General features: G+C 32.0%; 22 protein-coding genes and 1 pseudogene. 6 read left to right on the top strand and 17 right to left on the bottom strand.

Annotation, left to right across the window (positions count from 1 at the left end; translation table 11 throughout):
* Positions 1 to 181: 181 nt before the first annotated feature.
* The 6 genes from P8F83_RS04685 to P8F83_RS04660 all read right to left on the bottom strand — a co-directional run bounded on the left by P8F83_RS04685 (position 182) and on the right by P8F83_RS04660 (position 3,836).
* Positions 182 to 754, bottom strand: coding sequence for a flavin reductase family protein (locus tag P8F83_RS04685; RefSeq protein ID WP_326513656.1), 573 nt, complete (start codon positions 752 to 754; stop codon positions 182 to 184).
* Between the two features lie 50 nt (positions 755 to 804).
* Entirely contained in the window at positions 805 to 1,377 is a 573-nt protein-coding gene (locus P8F83_RS04680) for a flavin reductase family protein (protein ID WP_326513655.1), read from the bottom strand.
* A 49-nt stretch (positions 1,378 to 1,426) separates the two neighbouring features.
* A complete protein-coding gene (locus P8F83_RS04675; protein WP_326513654.1) occupies positions 1,427 to 1,774 on the bottom strand; it encodes a single-stranded DNA-binding protein in 348 nt (115 codons plus the stop codon).
* A gap of 282 nt (positions 1,775 to 2,056) precedes the next feature.
* A complete protein-coding gene (locus P8F83_RS04670; RefSeq protein WP_326513653.1) occupies positions 2,057 to 2,278 on the bottom strand; it encodes a hypothetical protein in 222 nt (73 codons plus the stop codon).
* 71 nt (positions 2,279 to 2,349) lie between these two features.
* A complete protein-coding gene (locus P8F83_RS04665) occupies positions 2,350 to 3,000 on the bottom strand; it encodes a DUF998 domain-containing protein (protein ID WP_326513652.1) in 651 nt (216 codons plus the stop codon).
* 77 nt (positions 3,001 to 3,077) lie between these two features.
* Positions 3,078 to 3,836, bottom strand: a complete 759-nt coding sequence (locus P8F83_RS04660) for a CPBP family intramembrane glutamic endopeptidase (protein WP_326513651.1) — start codon at positions 3,834 to 3,836, stop codon at positions 3,078 to 3,080.
* A 310-nt stretch (positions 3,837 to 4,146) separates the two neighbouring features.
* Between P8F83_RS04660 and P8F83_RS04655 the strand changes: the two genes are divergently transcribed.
* On the top strand, positions 4,147 to 5,313 hold the full coding sequence (locus P8F83_RS04655; RefSeq protein WP_326513650.1) for a hypothetical protein: 1,167 nt from the start codon (positions 4,147 to 4,149) through the stop codon (positions 5,311 to 5,313).
* 373 nt (positions 5,314 to 5,686) lie between these two features.
* Here P8F83_RS04655 and P8F83_RS04650 read toward each other — a convergent pair whose 3' ends face one another.
* The 7 genes from P8F83_RS04650 to P8F83_RS04620 form a co-directional block, all read right to left on the bottom strand.
* On the bottom strand, positions 5,687 to 6,175 hold the full coding sequence (locus tag P8F83_RS04650) for an ABC transporter permease (RefSeq protein ID WP_326513649.1): 489 nt from the start codon (positions 6,173 to 6,175) through the stop codon (positions 5,687 to 5,689).
* Positions 6,176 to 6,218: 43 nt separating this feature from the next.
* Complete coding sequence (locus tag P8F83_RS04645) at positions 6,219 to 6,518, bottom strand: hypothetical protein (protein ID WP_326513648.1); 300 nt, start codon at positions 6,516 to 6,518, stop codon at positions 6,219 to 6,221.
* A gap of 233 nt (positions 6,519 to 6,751) precedes the next feature.
* Positions 6,752 to 7,570, bottom strand: a complete 819-nt coding sequence (locus P8F83_RS04640) for a CPBP family intramembrane glutamic endopeptidase (protein WP_326513647.1) — start codon at positions 7,568 to 7,570, stop codon at positions 6,752 to 6,754.
* Positions 7,571 to 7,586: 16 nt separating this feature from the next.
* Positions 7,587 to 8,159 carry a TetR/AcrR family transcriptional regulator gene (locus P8F83_RS04635; RefSeq protein ID WP_326513646.1) on the bottom strand — a complete coding sequence of 191 codons (573 nt, stop codon included), beginning with the start codon at positions 8,157 to 8,159 and terminating at the stop codon, positions 7,587 to 7,589.
* A 210-nt stretch (positions 8,160 to 8,369) separates the two neighbouring features.
* The gene (locus P8F83_RS04630; RefSeq protein ID WP_326513645.1) at positions 8,370 to 8,516 is read right to left on the bottom strand and encodes a hypothetical protein; all 147 of its coding nucleotides are present in this window, start codon (positions 8,514 to 8,516) and stop codon (positions 8,370 to 8,372) included.
* A 107-nt stretch (positions 8,517 to 8,623) separates the two neighbouring features.
* On the bottom strand, positions 8,624 to 9,262 hold the full coding sequence (locus P8F83_RS04625) for a GIY-YIG domain-containing protein (protein ID WP_474198367.1): 639 nt from the start codon (positions 9,260 to 9,262) through the stop codon (positions 8,624 to 8,626).
* A gap of 2 nt (positions 9,263 to 9,264) precedes the next feature.
* Positions 9,265 to 10,065, bottom strand: coding sequence for a DUF6884 domain-containing protein (locus P8F83_RS04620; RefSeq protein WP_326513643.1), 801 nt, complete (start codon positions 10,063 to 10,065; stop codon positions 9,265 to 9,267).
* A 553-nt stretch (positions 10,066 to 10,618) separates the two neighbouring features.
* Between P8F83_RS04620 and P8F83_RS04615 the strand changes: the two genes are divergently transcribed.
* Genes P8F83_RS04615 through P8F83_RS04600 form a run of 4 tightly spaced genes read left to right on the top strand, consistent with a single transcriptional unit; the run spans position 10,619 to position 17,025 of the window.
* Positions 10,619 to 10,849: a helix-turn-helix domain-containing protein gene (locus P8F83_RS04615; RefSeq protein WP_326513642.1), complete on the top strand. Its 231-nt coding sequence runs from the start codon at positions 10,619 to 10,621 to the stop codon at positions 10,847 to 10,849.
* Position 10,850: 1 nt separating this feature from the next.
* A complete protein-coding gene (locus P8F83_RS04610; RefSeq protein WP_326513641.1) occupies positions 10,851 to 12,458 on the top strand; it encodes an N-6 DNA methylase in 1,608 nt (535 codons plus the stop codon).
* Positions 12,445 to 13,590, top strand: a complete 1,146-nt coding sequence (locus tag P8F83_RS04605; RefSeq protein WP_326513640.1) for a restriction endonuclease subunit S — start codon at positions 12,445 to 12,447, stop codon at positions 13,588 to 13,590. The genes P8F83_RS04610 and P8F83_RS04605 overlap by 14 nt, the downstream gene beginning before the upstream one ends.
* Before the next feature lie 3 nt (positions 13,591 to 13,593).
* Entirely contained in the window at positions 13,594 to 17,025 is a 3,432-nt protein-coding gene (locus P8F83_RS04600; RefSeq protein ID WP_326513639.1) for a type I restriction endonuclease subunit R, read from the top strand.
* Positions 17,026 to 17,153: 128 nt separating this feature from the next.
* Here the strand turns inward: P8F83_RS04600 and P8F83_RS04595 are convergent, their stop codons facing one another.
* From P8F83_RS04595 to P8F83_RS04580, 4 genes and pseudogenes are all read right to left on the bottom strand, one after another.
* The gene (locus P8F83_RS04595) at positions 17,154 to 17,432 is read right to left on the bottom strand and encodes a PDDEXK family nuclease (RefSeq protein WP_326513638.1); all 279 of its coding nucleotides are present in this window, start codon (positions 17,430 to 17,432) and stop codon (positions 17,154 to 17,156) included.
* A gap of 159 nt (positions 17,433 to 17,591) precedes the next feature.
* Complete coding sequence (locus P8F83_RS04590; protein WP_326513637.1) at positions 17,592 to 18,743, bottom strand: HNH endonuclease domain-containing protein; 1,152 nt, start codon at positions 18,741 to 18,743, stop codon at positions 17,592 to 17,594.
* Positions 18,744 to 18,866: 123 nt separating this feature from the next.
* Positions 18,867 to 19,295, bottom strand: coding sequence for a hypothetical protein (locus P8F83_RS04585; RefSeq protein ID WP_326513636.1), 429 nt, complete (start codon positions 19,293 to 19,295; stop codon positions 18,867 to 18,869).
* 415 nt (positions 19,296 to 19,710) lie between these two features.
* Positions 19,711 to 20,013: pseudogene (locus tag P8F83_RS04580) on the bottom strand (nucleoside triphosphate pyrophosphohydrolase); the annotation flags it as partial.
* Positions 20,014 to 20,453: 440 nt separating this feature from the next.
* Between P8F83_RS04580 and P8F83_RS04575 the strand changes: the two are divergent.
* Positions 20,454 to 20,621, top strand: a complete 168-nt coding sequence (locus P8F83_RS04575; RefSeq protein ID WP_021802280.1) for a hypothetical protein — start codon at positions 20,454 to 20,456, stop codon at positions 20,619 to 20,621.
* Positions 20,622 to 20,626: the final 5 nt, after the last annotated feature.

The following is a 20,626-nucleotide window of genomic DNA, read 5'->3' as shown; positions in this document are numbered from 1 at the left end:
AGTGAATTTGATTGTGTGTGCAAAGTGTCTTCTCCTAGGTATAGCTGCTAGCGGCAAAACAAGATACGTTTCTAATTCAAATACTCTAAATATGTGTCTATAATATATTATTATCTATAAATTTAAAATACTGGTGAGAGTTGTTGAAGGCGCCCATTTAATTTACTCTACAAACTTAAATTTACAGATATTTTTTACCATCACTCCAAGCCGTTCCAACTTTCTCGCCTAATGCGATATAACTGTTGCTAAACGCATCAAATAATAACATGCCTGTTTTTTGGGAATCGATTTTGCCTCTGTTATCTAACACTGACTCATCTGCAGCTACATTGACAATTTTTGCAAGTACTGTAGTGAAATTATTTGTATATACAACCTCTATAAGTTCACATTCTATGACAAGAGGACTTCCTTCGATGATTGGAGCGTTTATGAATTGACTCTTCTTTGCTTTTAAACTTGTTCTCGCAAATTTATCTGGATTTTTATACCCAGTTACTGTTCCAAAATAGTCCACTTCTTTTATCAAATTCTGATTCACGAGTGCAATAGTAAATGCTCGTCTCTTTTCAACATTCTCATGTGTTTTACTACGTGGACCGATAAAACAAGCGAGGTGACCAGCATTCGTCCTTGTACACTCATGCAAATTCATCACATTCACTGTTCCATCATCATTATAAGTCCCAACCATTAAAACTGGTGCAGGATAACCATATCCGAATGCGTTTGGTCCTAAATTTTTCATCATAATAATCTACCTCTCTTATCTATATAAATTCAATATTTTCAAATAAGAAATTACATATATTTTTGGCCTTCTTTCCAAGCCTCACCAGCTTTTTCACCTAAAGTAACATAGTTGTTGCTGAATGAGTCAAATAGTACCATGTCTATTTTCTTAGCATCAAGTCTACCATTTTGATCTAAAACAGATTCATCTGCCACTACATTGATAATCTTACCAATAACCGCATGAAAATGATCTGTCTTTACAATCTCCGAAAGCTCACATTCATACACCAAAGGACTGCGCTCAATAATTGGTGCATTAACATGTGCACTCTTTACGGCTTTCAAACCAGTTCTTGCAAACTTGTCCGGCACCCTATATCCACTCATAATTCCAAAGTAATCCGCTTCCTTCATAAGTGATGGATTAACTAATGCAACAGTAAAAGCACCCATTTTTTTTATATTCTCATGCGTCTTTTTACTTTCACCAAGGCATAATGTCAAATGACCTCCCTCGCTCATCGTACACCAATGCAGATTCATTACATCAACTGTTCCATTCTCATCATAAGTTCCAACCATTAAAACTGGCATTGGATGTCCATAATTTGCACCACTTGGACCTAAATCTTTCATCATAATAATCCTCCTGTTAGTTCATAAGTTCTCAGTTTTCTTGTTGTGAGCATCACTTTTTTTCGTACCACATCACATTTGAGCTGTCTTTTCCTGTTACAGTCACATTGTCAATAATTCCTTTATCAACACGATTGAAGTAGGTTCTACCTAATGTCAGTTTAATGCCTCTCGGCATCGTCCATTCTACTCCAAACAACGCTTTTATATTAAATTTAGTTCCGGACGGAAGCTGCTCCACCTTATCAAGTAACTGCTTATAGTAGCCATAAAAATAATCATCTTCAAGCACCTGGCTTTTTATATAACACGGAACCGTTAGTCCCTGCTTATCAGCATTCTTCTTTAAGGAATCATATTCTTCTTGTGTGAGTAATAGTTGAACATTAACTTTCTCCATATTGCTCCCTCCATATATATATTATCTTTTTTTCTAATAAATAATATATATCAGAGATATATGGTTGTCAATATCTTTTTTCTGATTTATATTATTAATCAGATAAGTTCTATTATAACTTATCGAAATCATCCAAGGTAGTCTCTTTTCTCTCTGCATAATAAAAGAGTAGCCACCCACCATAGCTACTCCATAAAATCACTTATACTTTTTCATCTTTCTACTTGAAAAATTAAATTGAATATTTACTTCCTCATTTGTCATTCCAAATACTAAAATGTTTCACTTTTTTGCTTTTATGTGTAATACAAGAGATAATATAAGACATATTGCAGTTGGAGGTAAAAACAATACGCTGTGAATTAAAGCATCAAGATCAGCCCCAGCAGAAGCATAGGGGTTATACTCTTGAATATTATAAAAATAAAATATGCCTATTAAATAACACATTAATAGAATAATCCCAATTCCAAATAAAACTCTTGATTTCGTTTTAGAACTCATTTGCTAACCTCCTAAATAAAATACAGATACATATGATAGATAAATTGGATTTTGTCTTTTTCCCATTATATTCATTTTATATGCATCAAATGAATTAAGTTTTCTACCGCTATATATCCCAATGGAAAATACATCAATAACAAAGACAGTCTTTGCCATAAACCTTCATTTTTAATAAATGTACTTTGAAATTGTGGTTTGTCAGCCATTATAAAAAAAGTGAAGAATACGAAAGCAAAAATAAAGGAGATAGAAAAAATCATTCCTTCTAAATTATTATTATTTTTGTATGACAGTATTGCTAAAAACAACGGAACAAATAGCATAGCCATAAAGCCTGCTCCTACTCCATGTATTTGCGATGATACAGTTATAATTTCTTTGCTTTGATTTACACTAAAAATACCCGATAGAATTCCTGCACCAATAGCAAATATTAAAATAAGAACAACCGTTACAATGGTAAGCGCTTTTGAAATTAACCAATACTTTGAAAAGATAATAGCAGAAGAAAAAATAAGTAAAATTCCTAAAATGATCAACCAGGTATTATAGAAAAACCGTACAGGACTATTGGGATTTCCTAATGAACTCATAACCATTAAGTTATGGCTATAACCTTTGTAAAAAGTAGCCAAAAAGTATGGAACCGCAAAATCTCCAGTAATTGCAATAATTAACAACCAGTTCAGCATTTTGCTATTTTGAAAATATTCAATCATATCCCTCATCTCCTATTAAAATATAAAAATCTGTGCTTTAAATTACTATTTATACTATTCAATCTTAAACGTGAGTTTTATGTTTCCCCGTATTTCTTACTCATTTTGTGTTTTCTATGAATAGTAATAGCAATAATTATAACTATAATCTTACAAATAATTGATAAATACTCATTCCCCCCAATTGCTATCTGTGTAAACATATTTATTAAAGCATGTGTCATTACACATACCCATAAACTTTGAGTTACTTTGAATAAAGATGCTAAAATAAAGCAATTTGTCAACAAACCAAATAAAAATGGAACTACTTGAATTTGATATATTGTACCTTCGGTATAAAAATATAAGAAATGCCATATTCCCCATGAAACAAATGTAATAGCTGTTGAAAAGATAAAATTTACTTTTTCCTCTAAAATAGGTTGGAAAGTATATCGCCAGCCAATCTCCTCTATTCCACCAAATAGAATGGCTTTTAGAAATAATATAATCGGCATATACCAGCTACTTATCTCAAATTTTCCACCGACTAAAACATAACTGAAATCTAACAATAAAAACAAAATAACAAGCAAATAATATTGATATGATTTCTTAACACTTACAAAATCCCAAAAGATTTGTTTTATAGATATCTTTCTATATTTAACTGATACAATACTCCCCCAAAGTGCAGAAGAAACTCCGCCCACTATAATAGCTACCATTCCTATTAATGTTGTGTAATCTGTCTTTATTCCAAAACTACGTAATATCCTAACTGCAATGCATACAATAAGCATTTGTCCTAATGATCCAAATAAGTACATTGAAACCGCTTTTTTTCTTTCCATACATCCTCACTATTTAAGCTATAAATTACTATTTATATCTATAACTTAATCCCCCATCTTCTTGCAATTATAAGTTAATTTTATCATATTTATCCAATACAGTATTGTTCAATTTTAAAGAGCCTCTTACTTTATTTTTAAAATACTTGGTACTGTTTTTGAATTGCGAACTAATTATCTTTTCATATTTCTCTATTTCCCTTCAAATATATATTCATTTACATTTTATGACACATTATCTTATTTATATCCATAGTATAAAACACAGGCTATTTTTATACCTGATTATTTTTATACAAGGAGGATTCATATGAGTAATTCATCTCTTCAGCTTGAACTATTAGCCAATGCATATATCCAGTCTGGCTCAAGTGTAATATTTGATAATATCGTTTATAATTCAGGAAATATTACGTATGATACAGCTTCTGGTGTAGTAACCTTTACTGAAGCCGGACGTTATATTTTAAACTGGTGGGTAGCAACACAGACAGCTACATCTCCTAACTTTGTTGTATTCGCATTAACTTCCTCACAAGGAGATTTAATTGAAGGAAATTCTCCTGTTAAGACTGGGGAAGTTGTTGGTTTTGGAATTATTAATGTAGTATCTGCTCCTGTTACTTTGACATTAAATTATATAAGTGAAGGAACTGCCGTTCTAAGTTCCTTAGTTCCTGTTAAAGCAACTTTAGTTATAGTACAAGATGATATAGTTTCTCCAACTAGTGTTACTGGACCTACTGGTGCTAGTGGTGTTACCGGAGAAACCGGTGCTACTGGAGACACTGGTGTTACTGGTGTAACAGGAGCTACGGGTGCTACTGGAGACACCGGCGCTACTGGTATTACTGGACCTACAGGCGCTACTGGCGAAACTGGTGTTACTGGCTCTACTGGCGTTACAGGCGCTACTGGTGAAACTGGTGTTACTGGCTCTACTGGCGTAACAGGTGCTACCGGTGAAACTGGTGCTACTGGCCCTCAACAATTGCCATTCGCAATACTTCACTCAGGCCAAATAACAGATGTGGCATCTACAGATCCTCTTCCAATAGAGCTTTTACAATACCAATCTGAAAACTTTGTTATTTTAAATAACAATACCTTTGCACTTACTTTACCAGGGGTGTATCAAGTTATTATTAATCTAAATGCATCATGGGTAGAAACTCCTCCTGGTGACCCTTTAGCATTTGCTGTCCAAAACGTAAATGATAACACTACTATAATAGGGCTAAATGGATATCAAGCATCTTATGTTGCAGGCTCTGATACTGTTTCAACCCACATAACTGGTATTGGAAGACTTCATTCTGATGGAACAGATGTATTCCATGTTGTAAATATAAATACTCAATCAATTAGATTAATTTCTGTAAATTCAAATTTTACTACTAGTAGCACTTATAATACGTCTACAACGATGGATATTAGTATACTTTGGGTAGCCCCATACACTCCATTTCCTGTTTAATAAAGGTATTAAGTTGAACAATCATTAGAAGCGTATTTAGTAAAAAATATGTTAACAAATTTACAAATTAAAGCATTTTTTAGTAGGTTTTCTAAAGAATGCTTTTTCCTTTTATTAAAACCTATTTAATATAGTTTTGTAATTAATAAAATTATACTAAATCTTATAATATAATCTTTCAATATAATATTTTTTAGGTAGTTACTTCGCGATAATTTCATGTTTTTAACTAACTTTTTTGTATTACGAACTAAAAAATACCGCTTATTCATTTGAATAATACGGTATCATAATAACTTTATATTTAGTTTTAGTTGAATAATAAGAAGCTTATTCATTTAATGTACTCTAGAAATGTAAAGTTTATTATGCATCAGAAAATTTTGTTTATAGCTACTGCAGCAAAAAGTGCCGCACAAGCAAATACCGGAATTCCCTTAAGGAAGGATGCCCAATGTTTTCTAATTCCATGATAATCCTTATCGTCAATAATGGCTCCAAAATGCGTTCTCTTTGTCTTGCTCCACCAACAGAAATCGATAATTATCAAATCAAATAGGTTTAATCCTTCTCCTAATATTAGAAGATAGATAAACGTCGGAATAAACTCTGAAAGACTCAATAAAAAGCCTATAACTATAAAAATAATTGTAAACACCATCAGATTTGACAAGAAAGATTTAAGATAAGAGGGTTTCACTGGAATCATTTTACTTAAGTCATTATTCAGTCTTATCTTAATCTGAACCTCATCAGGATAAGAGTGGAAGTTTTTCATATTCTTTTTATCTCCGCCAGTGCCAAGATAGCAGATCAAAAAGAACAACCCATATAAAATTATTCCTGCTATAATATATTTCATAGATAACATCCCCCGTAAAATTACTAAATTTGAGAATAATATTTTATTCAATATAAATAGTCCATGTCTTGCACTTATTACACAAATATATAGCAAAATCTAATGTTTCATCAGCGGCATCCAAATCAAAAGTAAAAATGTTTTCTTCTTCGATAACTCCTATATCTCTACGCCAGACACTAAATCTTTCTGCATTACATTCCAGGCACTCAGAGTCACATCTCCCTACATACTCAAAATCATCAATCGTTATTTCGTTATCCTGTAAAAATTGAACTATAACTTCTTCATAACTTACATCTGAATGCCCAACAAAATTCTCTAATTTCAAAAATTCACTCATACAAAACCTCCCATAAATACTGTATATGTTGTAAGAATGATTATAACTAGACCTATATGCAAATTCAAACTACAATAACCTATTTAATATCTATCAGATTATATTAAAACTAATATAATAGAAATTTTACTGATTTTCAAAGTTTATATTGACTAACTAGTATTTTGGGTATATTATATGTTGCCTATTTAAAATATAAATCTAACATTTTACATTAACAAGATTACACATATTTATTCATACTTCATCATTCTGAATCTTCTAAGCAAAAGTCCTGTTGCAATAAATATAGCTGTAGCTATAACACCTGTGATTGGATTTAATAAGATATCCCATATTTTACTTAAGGAAACAAATCCACCTGTCATGACCATAACATTGGGTACTGCATCTTCAACAGTATGCATAAGCACACATGGCCAAACAGACTTTGTAATCCTATATATTTCTACATACATAATAGTCCAAAATACCATTAATATACACCCTATTAAAATCATATTGCCTCTTGATATTGATTCAAAATAGATATCTGGAAGAAATACAAGATAATACGGGACGTGCCATAATGCCCATACAAGACCAGAAATACCGTAAATAGACCAGTCATTGAGTTTTAATTCAATAAGTTTCGGTGTTAAATAACCTCTCCACGCAAATTCTTCAAAAACATTCTTAAGTAATCCCCCAGTAGCAGAAGCTATTGCAAGTGATAAAAATGAACCTTTTGCAAAATTTGACACCTCAATTAGGTTAAAGATCTTTGCTAGTCCAATAGTTATTGCTGTTACTAACAGATAAATTCCTATAGATAATATATACCATTTCTTGTTATCTCTTATATTAAGTTTAAGACCTATGTTTTTCCAGTCTCTATATACTATCCTTAATATTATTCCAGTCAAAAAAGGTAATATCAGCCACAGTCCCATGCCCAAAGAGTTCCCCTCTGGCTGTTCTGTAAGAACTGAGTCAATGGCTACTCCAATCCAGCCACTTGCAAGAGTTATTATTATAAATATAATTAGTTTGCGTATATTCTGCTTCTTCACTAAAATTATCACTCCTTTACTTTTTAAGAATATCTAATATCCATTTCTCATCAGGTATTGGATTATCAGGATTAAGTGCTATAGCTTCTGCAATACCTTGAATTGAGCACCAAAATGAAATTGATAGAGCAAGAGGATTTCCTGAACGAATTTCTCCTAACTCTTGTCCTTTCTCTATTAGAGGTACACTCTGATTGATAATGTCATGCTGCGCAAGTAACTCTCCTGCCTTTTGTGAAATATGAGCAGCATTGTATACTGCATATCCCATAAACACAAACATTTTTGCTGAAAATGGATTACTCCTAATCAGCTGAAATAAATCTCGAATGTTCTTCTCAAATATCTTCAATGGACTAAGATCTTCCTCTGGCATAAAAACCATCTTTTCACAACCTATTTCAATAAGGGTTTCATATAAAGCTTTTTTTGAATCAAAATAATGAAACATAAGTCCAGAGCTTACTTCAGCTATCTTACATATTTCACGGGTAGATGTTCCATAATATCCTTTCATAATAAATTGATCCAGTGCTATTTGTAGAATTTGTCCCTGTCGTTTCTCCCTTTCCTTATCACGATTTCCCAAATAATAACCCGCCTTTCTTAATTAAGCATGTGCTTAATATTGAGTATATGCTTACCATATCATTCTAATTCATATTTGTCAAACATTATCAAATGAATATTCTAATGGACAGAGAATGTCTACTACTTATAGCTTCTGCTTAAAAACAAGAAAAAAGCTCAGCTATAAACATATAAAGGTTTATAGCTGAGCTATGTTACGTGATATTTTTTATTTAATCTGTGTGTGATTTCTCAAATTATGCAAGCTCTTTTCTAAGGTTGATGCTCCTGCTTTGTCTGGTAACTTAGTTGGTGAATCTTCCTTAGGTAGAAATATATTAACCTTTAATTGCTTCAACAAATACTCAAAGTTCATGTTATTCTCCTAAAATCATATTGATTAATTATACACTTAAAAGCTCGTTTAGCTTATCACTCAATATCTTCTCTTCCCCACTCCCTACAGTAGAAAATCTAAAAATATTATTGTCTAGAAATACTTATTTCTATATCTCTAAATTCATCTTCATTGATGGGTACTCTATCTAATCCTTGTCGTAACCACATAGCACTTTCACTAATATCAGATACTGGACTATAATTACCTAGCCATTCACTGGAAGACTTAAAGTTTTCATCTCTATTTAATGTTGATATTATAGCCTCTTCTAAACGAAGTCTTTTATATTTTTCACTAACTTCAAAGCAAACAAAGGTAAAGTTATTTATCATATAATCAGTTACTTCACTCTCTATATCTTTTTGATATAATATATCAAAATTGTCTCCATATTTTTCAATTGTCTTTCTTTTATTAGATGTATCTATAGACCAAATATCTAGATATTTATCTTTTCTTTTGGATAATAATGATTTACCTACATTTTTTCTAAATATACTACCATCTTTATTTTTTCTTATAAAGTGATCTTCTAATCTTTTAACTAAACGATTATCTGAAGTGTGCGTTCCAACTCTCACTATCCTATCTAGTCCTAGATACTTTTCTCCCTTTTCAAAAACTATATAAATTCCATTTTTATAGTTTATTGATTTTATATTTTTATGATTCAGCCTAGTCATATTATTAAAAAGCTGATGCAATTTAACACAATAATCCATTTTTATTCACAATCTCCTCCTGCAAGAAACTTTAACTTTTTTAATCCTTCACCCTGAGATAATCTTTCTAGCGGTAATTCATAATGCTTCATTTTTTCAACTAAAAACTCATAGTATTTTTTGCCCGCTAGTATAATAAATTTGGTTTTTTCAAAGTCATATCTTTCTTTTAAATCATTAATTACACTTCTACTCCATTCTTTTCTAACGTTAATGCCTTTATTGATTAAAGTTTCATCATAACTTTCTATTTCTTGATCTAGTTCTAACAACCCATACTTAGCCGAGATTACATAAATATCTTTAGAAATACTTTTTGCGTATTTATAAGAATATCTGAATCTATGACTCTTATCATAAAGAAGTTTAGTTTCCCATGTTCCTTTTCTTTTAAGCTTAGTGCAAGATATTAATACTACTATTTTCAAAGTGTTCTGATTATTTTCTTCCTCATGGCTATCGTATTTCTCATTACTTATAATTGGTGTAATTTCTTTATACTCCCTCACCTCAGCAAAACGATTTTTAGTTTGTTTTTCTTCACTGACTTTAATATTACCCTGTTTTATAAAAGTCACTTGCCTATTTGTAATTGAAACATTACTTGACCTATATCCATTTTCCAACCAATTATTTGCCTGTGAATGAGTTGTATCATTTGACCACCAAGCATTATACTTATAAGCACTATCTGGTAAGATGTCTTCTAAAATATTTTCAATTTCATTAAAACTCGTTGTAATACAATCATCTTTTAATCCTCTAAAGTACTCATACAAATTCTCATAATTCCTTTTACCCACTAACTTATTCCCCCTATAAAGCTAATAAAATATTCTTAATTATATTATATCTCTATGAAAAATGGATAGTAAACCCATCAAATATAATATAGGTAATCTTTTATTGCATTATATTAAATGTAAAAAGAGTAATAATATCATAAAAATATTACTACTCTTAACTATACTTATTTAAATAACCTTTTTTATATATTCCTGAAGCCTCTCTGTCAATATCTTCTCCTCCCCACTCCCCACAGTAGAAAATCTTAATATAGGTATGTCATATTTTCTCAATACTCAAGATTGAAGGTGAAGGTATCCTTTTATTGTGTAAGTATATTCCATTTTACCATTTATTTGTAACGGCATGCAATTTGTATAGATAGTTGTGGGTATAAAAAATGCAGGTTATAGGTTGTCACCTGCGGGTATTGTGAATGGTTGTCTGCGCCCTGGAATAATTGCTGAGACTGAAATACAAGGCTTGCTATTCGTATTCATATACCTTTGAATTGATGTATGATATAATAATGCTGTATCATTGACATATACTTTTAAGGAGATAATATATATGACATATTCAGAAGAAATAAAAAAGCTACGTCAAAAATGTTTCTTATCACAGGAGTCTTTTGCTAGAGAACTTGGTTTTTCTTTTTCATCCATCAATAGATGGGAAAGTGGGAAAAGTAAGCCTACTATGTCTGCGATGAAAAAGATTATGGAATTTTGCGAATCTCATAATCTGGATTTTGGCTCAATAGAAAAGCATTGGAATGAACACGGAAAGGATGAGAAATAATATGGCAAAGAAAAAAGCTGCTGAAAAGGCAATAAACATTGATAATATTTTATTTAATTGTAGAGATATTCTACGTGCAGCACGTAATTCAGGTTCTTTCTTCGAGAAGCGTGATATGATGCTTACACTTGTTTTTTTACGTTTTATTGGTGAAAAGTACGAGGATGGAATTGATAAACTTCGTCAAACTTTAATAGAACAAGGACTAGATCCTGAGGATGAAAATATTAGATCTGCATTTTTTGATGATGCAACTTTTACAGATGGAACATATAATCTGCCAGTAGAATCACGCTGGTCTACTATTATTAATACACCTGCACCGAAACTTAATGTTGCTCTTGATACTGCTCTTCATAGCATTGCAACAGATTCAAAAGATTTAAAAGGATGTTTTGTGGAAGGCACATTTACAACACGTAACCTTGCACCTAATGATATAAAAAAGATTATTGATGAAGTAAATAAAATTAGTCACAAAGTATTTGGAGAAGAAAAGGACCTTATTGGGCGTGTATATGAATACTTCCTTAAAGAATTTGCTGTTAATGCTACAAAAGAAGAAGGAGAATTCTATACTCCTCATGACGTTGTTCAACTTATGGCATCCATGATTGAACCATATGAAGGAACTTTATATGATCCAGCTTGTGGATCTGGTGGTATGTTCATTCAAAGTGCTGAACTTGTAAAATCAAAACAAGGTAATATTAATACCATCAACATTTATGGACAGGAAAAGGAACCAGCCACATATCGTCTTGCCAAAATGAATCTTGCCTTACGTGGAATTAGTCACCATCTTGGCGAAATGAGTGATTCATCTTTTACTAATGATTTACACAAAGGTTTGTATTTTAACTACATTATGGCAAATCCACCTTTCAATCTTAAAGGTTGGTATAATGACAATTTGAAAAATGATGCTCGTTGGTCAGACTATGTTACACCTCCAGAAAGTAATGCAAACTATGCTTGGATTTTGCATATGCTTTCCCACTTAAAGCCCTCTGATGGTGTAGCAGGGTTCTTGCTTGCTAATGGTGCATTAAATGACAGTGACACTTTAGAAATTCGTAAAAAACTTATTCAAAACGATAAGGTTGAAGCAATTGTTGTTCTTCCAAGAGAATTGTTTATTACTACTGATATCAGTGTTACTCTTTGGATTTTGAACCAAAATAAAAAAGGTGGTAACTATCATGGAAGAAACCACCGTAATCGTGAACATGAAATACTCTTTATGGATTTGCGTCAATGGACAGAAAACCCTGTTAAAGGTGAAAATAAAAAGAAAGTCCGCTTGATACCAGAGCAGATTGAAAGAGCAGCTAATATTTATCATACATGGCAAAGCGAAGGATGTGACGGAGCAAAATATGAGGTGCCTGAACTTTATCGAAGTGTGAAGATTCAAGAGATTGAAACAAAAGGCTGGACCCTTACGCCAAGTAAGTATATTGAATTTATTGATCATGATTTAGATATTGACTATGAAAAGGAAATGGCTCGTATTCAAGCTGAAATGCAAGAAGTCATGAAGGCTGAAAAGAAATCTCAACAGATGTTGGAAGATGCATTTAGGGGGATAGGATATGAAATATATTGAAAAAGAAAACTTAAAACGGATTAAACTTGGTGATTATATAAAAAAGTCTACTAGTAATAATGGAGATTTGAAATATGGTGAAGAATTTATTGTTGGAGTGAGCAATAAAGGTATATTTACAGAGCCAAAAGGCAATGTGTCAGGAGTAAATTTAAAGCCATACAAAATTGTAAATAAAGGTGCTTTTGTGTATAATCCTTCAAGGCTAGATTTGGGTTCTATTGCGTATCGCACAGATGAAGTTTGCATCGTTTCTCATCTTTATCAAATTTTTTATTTAAATGAAGATGGGAAAAAAATAATTAATCCAGACTATTTATTTATGTACTTTCGTAGAAAAGAATTTTATAGAGAGGTAACCTTTAGAAATTTTGGTAGTCAAAGACCAGAGTTTAATTTGAAAGATATGAGTGAACTTGAAATATTATTGCCTGATATATCGCTTCAACAAAAGTATGTAGATGTCTATAACTCTATGCTTACCAATCAACAATGCTATGAGCGTGGGCTTGAGGATTTGAAACTGGTTTGCGATGCATATATTGAGGACCTGAGAAGAAATATACCTTGTGAACCTATTGGGAAGTATATTAATAGGTATGATGTGCGAAATGGCTCGAATGGGACAAAAAATGTCATGGGTGTTAGCACATCTAAAGAATTTAGAGAACCTACTTCAAAAGTAAATCGAAATGAGTTATCAAATTATAAAGTGGTTAAGCCACGCCAAATTAGCTTTGTACAGACTACTCACAATGAAAAAGTATTTGCGTACGCATTCAACAATACTGATGAAGATATCGTTGTTACATCTGTTAATGAAGTTTTCTCAGTAGATGAAGAAAGGTTACTTCCTGAATATTTGTCAATGTTCTTTAATAGAACTGAATTTGATAGATTTGCAAGGTTTCATTCATGGGGGTCTGCAAGAGAAACATTTACTTGGAATGATTTGATTAAAGTTGAATTTCCTATAGCCGATATGACAATTCAAAAGTCAATTGCTGATATATATACAGCATATAAAGAGCGCAAATTCATCAATGAAAGATTAAAATCTCAGATAAAAGATATTTGTCCAATACTAATAAAAGGCTCTATCGAAGAGGCTAAAAAATCAAAGGAGGCGTAATCTATGGCTAAATTAAAAGAATATAATGGACGCTACTGTGAATCAGAATATGAGTATGCCTTTCTTGGATTTCTAGAGGCTGAGGATTGGCAGTATCTTTCTGGAAATGATATAAAGCGTTCTTTTAAACGAGATGTATTGATTGAAGATGACTTCAAAACATTTATGGCAAATACAAACCCTGACTTAACTGAAGATGAGGTCACTCAGATTTTTGATGTTGTTCGCCTTGTAGGTAGTGAAAGTGATTTTGCTACCTTACATAAGGTTTATGGGTGGATAGTAGATGGCGTTCAGTTCACGCCTCAAGATGGAATGGCAAGAATGATATCTTTGATTGATTTTGAAAACCCAAACACAAATATTTTTCGTGCCGTTAATCAGTTTACTGTGGAATATACCAATAATGGCCAGAAAGAAAATCGCAGACCTGACGTTCTTTTATTTGTAAATGGTATGCCACTTTGTGTAATAGAACTTAAAAACCCAGCAGACGCTCGTGCCACAATATATGATGCTTGGGAACAAGTAAATATAAGATATTGGAGAGATATTCCACATCTTTTGCATTATTGCCCATTAGCGTGTATCTCTGACGGCGTCAAAACTAGACTAGGAACTGTCCGTACACCTTATGAACATTTCTATTCTTGGCGTCGTGTAAATGATGGTGATGAAATATCTACTCTTCCTTTTGCTGAAACAGAAACCATGATAAAGGGTGTATATAGTCCTACTCGATTTCTTGAGATTTTTAGAGATTATATTTACTTTCAAGATAGTATTTATGATAGTGATGAGCATGAAATTGTATGCCGGTATCCTCAGTTTTTTGCAGCTAAACTTTTAAAAGAAAGTATTGTGAACTCAGTTGTTACAGGTAGTGGCAAAGGCGGTACATACTTTGGTGCAACTGGATGTGGCAAAACCTATACAATGGCTTTTCTCGCTCGTCAACTTGCACTGCGTTGTACAGATGTTTCTGAAATAGGTTCTCCAACTATTGTTTTAATTGTTGACAGAGATGAACTACAAAAACAAGGTGCAAAACTATTTACAAAAAGTAAGGAATTTTTAAATCTTGGCGAGGTTTCTATTGTAAAAAATAGAGCTCATTTAAGGCAAGAACTCGGAGCAAGACAAAGTGGCGGATTTTACATCTGTACTATTCAGAAATTCTGCGACAGAGAACATGACAAAATTGGTCTTATTAATGACCGAAAGAATATTATATGTTTTTCAGATGAAGCCCACAGAACTCAAATTGAGCATGCTAAAAAGATTCAATTCAGCAAAGATACAGACAAAAACATGAAAGCTATGGTGTCTAAGCCTTATGCAAAAGTATTAAAGGAAGCTTTTACGGGGGCTACTTTTGTAGGTTTTACAGGTACGCCAATTGCAGAAACTTACCAAACTTTTGGTGAGGAAATTGACCGATATACAATGGACCAAGCTGTTGCAGACGGGTTAACAGTGTCTATCAAGTACCATCCTCGTATTGCAAAAGTTTTGCTCGATAAAGAAAAAGCTAAGGAAATTGAGCAGTACTATAAAAAATGTGCTGATGATGGTGCAACTTACGAAGATATTGAAGCAAGTAAAAAAGCCATGAGTTCTATGGAAATGATTTTGGGTGAGCCTTTGCGTTTGGAGCGACTTGCCGTTGATATTCATGATCATTATGTTTCGTCCTGTGCTGGGGATCCACAGAGAATACAAAAAGCTATGATAGTTTGTTCTAGCAGACGTATAGCTTACGATTTATTACTGAAATTTAAAGACAAATATCCAGAATGGTTCGTAGAAAAGAAAGGTGCAGACGATATTGATATAACGGAAGAAGAACTTAAAGAGTTAAAACCTATGCCACTCATTGCCATGGTTTCAAGCGTTGGTAGTAATGATGAAGCAAATATGTATAACTATTTAGGTGGCGCACGTAATGATAAGCGTTCTGAGGATTTAGATGCAGCCTTTAAACAAGAAAAATCGAACTTTAAAATTGTTATTGTTGTAGATATGTGGATTACAGGTTTCGATGTACCTTCTCTTACATATATGTATAATGATAAACCACTTAAAAAACATTTGCTGATACAGACCATTAGCCGAGTTAACAGAAAGAATCCCGGCAAAGAGTTTGGTATGATTATAGATTATATTGGCATTCGTGATAATATGCGTGAAGCTATGAAGATATATGGTGGGAACAATTCCGTTGCACCTACTGTAGATGATGTTGAACAAGCTACAGTGGTGTTCAGAGAAGAACTAGAAATTTTAAAGATATTATTTGCTGATTATGATCTAATTCCATTCTTAAACCCAGAGTGTGATCCAATGATACGTTACAAATCACTTGCAAAAGCAGCGGAATATGTTTTTATTTCAACACAAGAGTTACAGACCGAGGGAAATGGTAGAGTACAAAAAGTATCGTTTAAAACCTATTTTTTAAAGACAGTTAAAAGAATGCGAACCGCATTTGATATATGTCAACCTTCAGGGGACCTTGGCGAGGCTGAATCTGCTCTTGCTCAGTGTTTTATGGCAATAGCTGGTTTCGTTCGTAAAATGAGTGGGACAAGCGAAGTTGATGCTGACACAATGAATCGTGCAGTTTCTAAAATGGTCGAGGAAGCTTTAAAATATAATCAAGTAGAAAGTGTTCTTGAAAGTGGTGAGGAAGAAGATATTTTCTCCCCTGAATATTTTGAAAAACTATCTGATGTTAAAATGCCTGCAACGAAGCTTGAACTTCTTATAAAAATGCTAAGAAAACAAATTAAGGAATATGGAAAAGTGAATCAGGTAGCTGCAAAAACATTTCAAGAACTGTTGGAAAAGACAATTGCAGATTATCACGAGAGACGTAAAAAGCTTACAGCTGAAGAAGCAGGGGAAACACAAGAAAAAGCCTCTGATGATATTATTAAGATTGCAACAGAGCAAGCACTATCTATTTTGCGTCAAATGAACGAAAATAGAGATAGCTTCCGCAAACTTGGTTTAACTTTTGAAGAAAAAGCATTTTATGATATCTTAATAGCTTTGCGTGACCAGTATAATTTTGAATATGGTACAGATAAAGAAGTAGATGGTGTGATTATTAACAACGAGTGTAAGTTGTTAGCAAAAAAAGTAAAGGAAATTATTGATACCAAGTCTTCATTTGCAGACTGGCTTAATAATCAAAATGTTCGTAACCAGTTAAAACTTGATATAAAGATATGCTTGGTGAAGAATGGTTATCCACCACAGTATAGCCCAGAGATTTTCAACAAGGTTATGGAACAGGTAGAAAACTTCGAAGAAAATTCAGATGCGTACTCTTCTAATTCGGATAAAATTCATCAGTATGCTCCTATAAAGAGTGATTCGAAGATTGCTGAAGATCCAGCATCATACAGCATAAACAAGGATGACGAATAAATTGATAAATCAACTGAAGAATTATTAATTAAATTATTGCGAACAACTTATTTTGCTATTATGGAAGATATAAAAAAACAAGGGTTCTTGTGTTATTTACACATTATACCCTTGTTTAATAGATTTCATTAGAACCTAACTAAAAGTTCAAAATCAGCTTTATGATCTAAAAGCCAATCCAAGTAAAATAATCCTTGATTTATTACATTTTCATTGCTAGCTCGTTTATATTCAAAAATAACAGGACAATTATTTTCATCTATTCCTAAGCTATCTATACGTACCCCATTAAATGTTACATATTCAGTTTTAAGAAAATTAACCCCCAAAAATGTAGGCATATTCCGCTCAATCAATGTTTGCAACTCTCTTTCAAGTGATACCCAAGTAGCTGGTAATTCTTCCACACCCTTATCTATTTTAAATAACTTTATACGCCATTTAAACCTCTCCCAACAAAATTTGTATTTCCATTTTAATACAAGTTAATTATATCACTTTCATTGTTTCCTTACTAAGTTTTAGGAAACATAGGCAATTTGTCATACATACTATAAAATCTAATCTTAAACTTTCTCCACCACCTCAAACCCCTGATTCCTAGCAATCTGATGCAATGGACTTATACACTCTACAAGTTTTCTATTAAATTCTTCCTCACCTTTATATTCATTTAAATTATATGGTTCATTTATCCTTAATCCTTCAACATAACTTTCTAAGTCCTTGTCCATCTTCTTTTCACAAAAATATGTGAAGGCTTTATATTGAATATCACAAAAGTCTCCTATATAATCCGTAAGTGTTAGTAGCTTATCACTTTTCTTGCTGTTGATATTTTTAAAGGTAGGTACTAAGTTCCACATCTCATCATGTAAAACAAAACTCCAAGGTATAAAGTGATCTATGCTCAGCACTCCATGAATTTTATAGTTTCCACTCGTAAATTCCTTTTTTGTATAAATATCATTTATACCCTTGGCTACAATAACTTGATTCCATAGCTTTGTTGCTTTTGTTAGATTTCTACTTCTAGGAGCTTCTAGCTTAAAGGCTATAGCAGGAACATTAGGATTTCTCTTTTGTAGAAAGCATATTAACTTATAATAAATCCAGTATTTTATTACCTTATAGTTTTCTTTTAAGTAATCTTTCCATCCATCATTAATGATTATTTTATTAGTTTTTCCTTTGATGATTTTATATAAGCAAGCATTATCTTCTAATGATGACTCCGTTATTATTTTTTCAACTCCAACTCTTTTTCCTTCTACTTTATTACTAAAGAAAGGTGTCAGCAATCTATATGGAACTTTATGAGTTAGCTCTTTCATCATTTTCTTAAGCACTAAGTCCTCAGCGGTGTATATAAAATCTAATAATTTCTTCTCATCATAATTAGCTGGGATATTATATTTAAGTGCTATGTGGTTTACAGGTAAATTAAGTTTATCAAAACTACCAAAACTTAATTTATATTGCATAATTGGATACCAAGCATAAGTAATCATTCTAGCTATTATCCTATTAAACTCAATCTCACTATTTCCTTCACTAACCTCATCTAATATTCCAAGTAGCCAATACATCTTATAACTTGCAACTACTCTATCCTCATTTAAAAGTCTAGAAAATATTTTATAATCAACCTTACTACTTGCAGGAATTATATCCTTAATTTCAATTCCTCCAATAGATAAATCTGTTATATTACTCATTAGTCATAAACCTTCTGGAGAACTATTCCCTCATTAAATCCTCCTCTTTCCCCTTTCTTCTCTCTTCTTTAAAAGCTCTTCAATCTTTTCTCTTATTAAATCTATTTATGTTAACTATTAACCTTAAGACATTTCCCTTAAAGCATTTCTAATTACTTCACTCAATACATTCTCATATTCAACCGGTAAGCCATTAAATAACTTTAGTTCAATATTCTCAATAATCCCATTGCCTTTATCTCGAAATATCTCATAAAATTCTTTGTTAGTAAAATATATATACTTCTTTTCAGCATTAACTTTTTCTAATAAGTAACATTTAGTAAATAAGCTGTTAAGCTTAGCTGTTGGTATATTGTCCCCACTAGTTAGTCCACTATGATGGCATACAAAAAAAACTATTTTATTATCATTTGATACTCCTGTAAATTCTTTATATACACTACTCTTACCAATCCTAAGTTTTTTCTTAGTTAGCTCTATGCCAAACTCATTACTTAATTTCTCTATAATATATTCAGTAACTTTATTTAGTCTAGATGTATCAGCCACTCTAATTCTCCTTTTTACTTAACAAAATTCTTAATTGCTCTTTCCAGTCCTCATCTTTTATCCAAAACTTTATACCTTTAACTTTTTCATTAGTATAAATAATTCCTGCATCATAAAATATTGCAATCAATTGGCTTGAAGCTTGTGCTGAACTTATATCCCTTTTTAATTCCTCAAATATAAATTTGCCTAGCCCATCTTTCTCTGTTCCATCCTTCATTTTTGAAACACTGTTAGCTAACGATGTTTCTCCCATTAACTTAATAAATTCAATAATCTTATCTATCTCAAGATCAGTAAATTCATTTACTAACACTAAGCCATTACCAACGGTTCTCTTTATTGTTATCTTATTCTCATCATATATCCAAGCAAATGTTTTTTGTTTAGCACCAAGAGTAGTTCCCTTACTCCATACCCTTTGGAGAACTATTCCCTCATTAAATCCTCCTCTTTCCCCTTTCTTATCTTCCCTCTTCTTTAAAAGCTCTTCTTCAGTAAATCCTAAATTACTTGCTAGTCCAAATAAAACCTCCATAATATCAGCAAGTTCTTCAAGGTTTTTATCTTCTTTAAACTCTAAAACTTCTTCATCAAGCTTTCTCATAAGTAAATCTAATCTTTCTTCTTTATCTGCAACTATATAATCACAATTACTTCCTGACATCTTTATTACCTCTGGTATTTTATCTCTAACTAACTTGTTATATGTTTTCATATATCCTCCAATATTTCACACACTCTCACCCATATGATTACAATTCTCTTCTAGTAATATCCAAATTTAATCTTGTTCCATTCGCTTCCTTATGTTGCTATTATATAACATTATTTACATCTAATTCAACGAATTCCTACAAAATTCAACTGTTTCATGCCTTTTAAAATTAAAAAGGATTAATAATATCTTTAGCTGATATTAATAATCCTTTAGTGTAATCTTCTATTTTATTTTTTCACCATATAATTTACAATCTAAACTAAAAATAATCTTAGTAAGGAAACTAATTACCACAATTTACCCCTATGTCAACTTAGTAAATTATGGTACACTTATTAGGTAAATTTCTTAATCCGTAGTGGATGGCTACGGGGGTTTTGAACGTTTTCTCCTCCTTGGACTATTGGTTATTATCACCAGTAGCAAAGGGGGTGGTATTGGATATGTTAGAACTGCTTATAAAAAGTTTTTCTACTATTTATATTATTAGATTAATTTTAAAACATAATCTTTTTATAAACTATTTAAAGATTAAAGTTAAATTCATTGGTCTTGATATAGAAATTAGAAGCAAACAAAAAAGCACTCCATCCGCCAAAGAATAGCTGTG

Source organism: Clostridium intestinale, assembly GCF_035905475.1.
Taxonomy (GTDB): Bacteria; Bacillota; Clostridia; order Clostridiales; family Clostridiaceae; genus Clostridium_T; species Clostridium_T intestinale.
The sequence above is the reverse complement of the archived record's forward strand: the minus strand, read 5'-3'. Positions and strand labels throughout refer to the sequence as shown.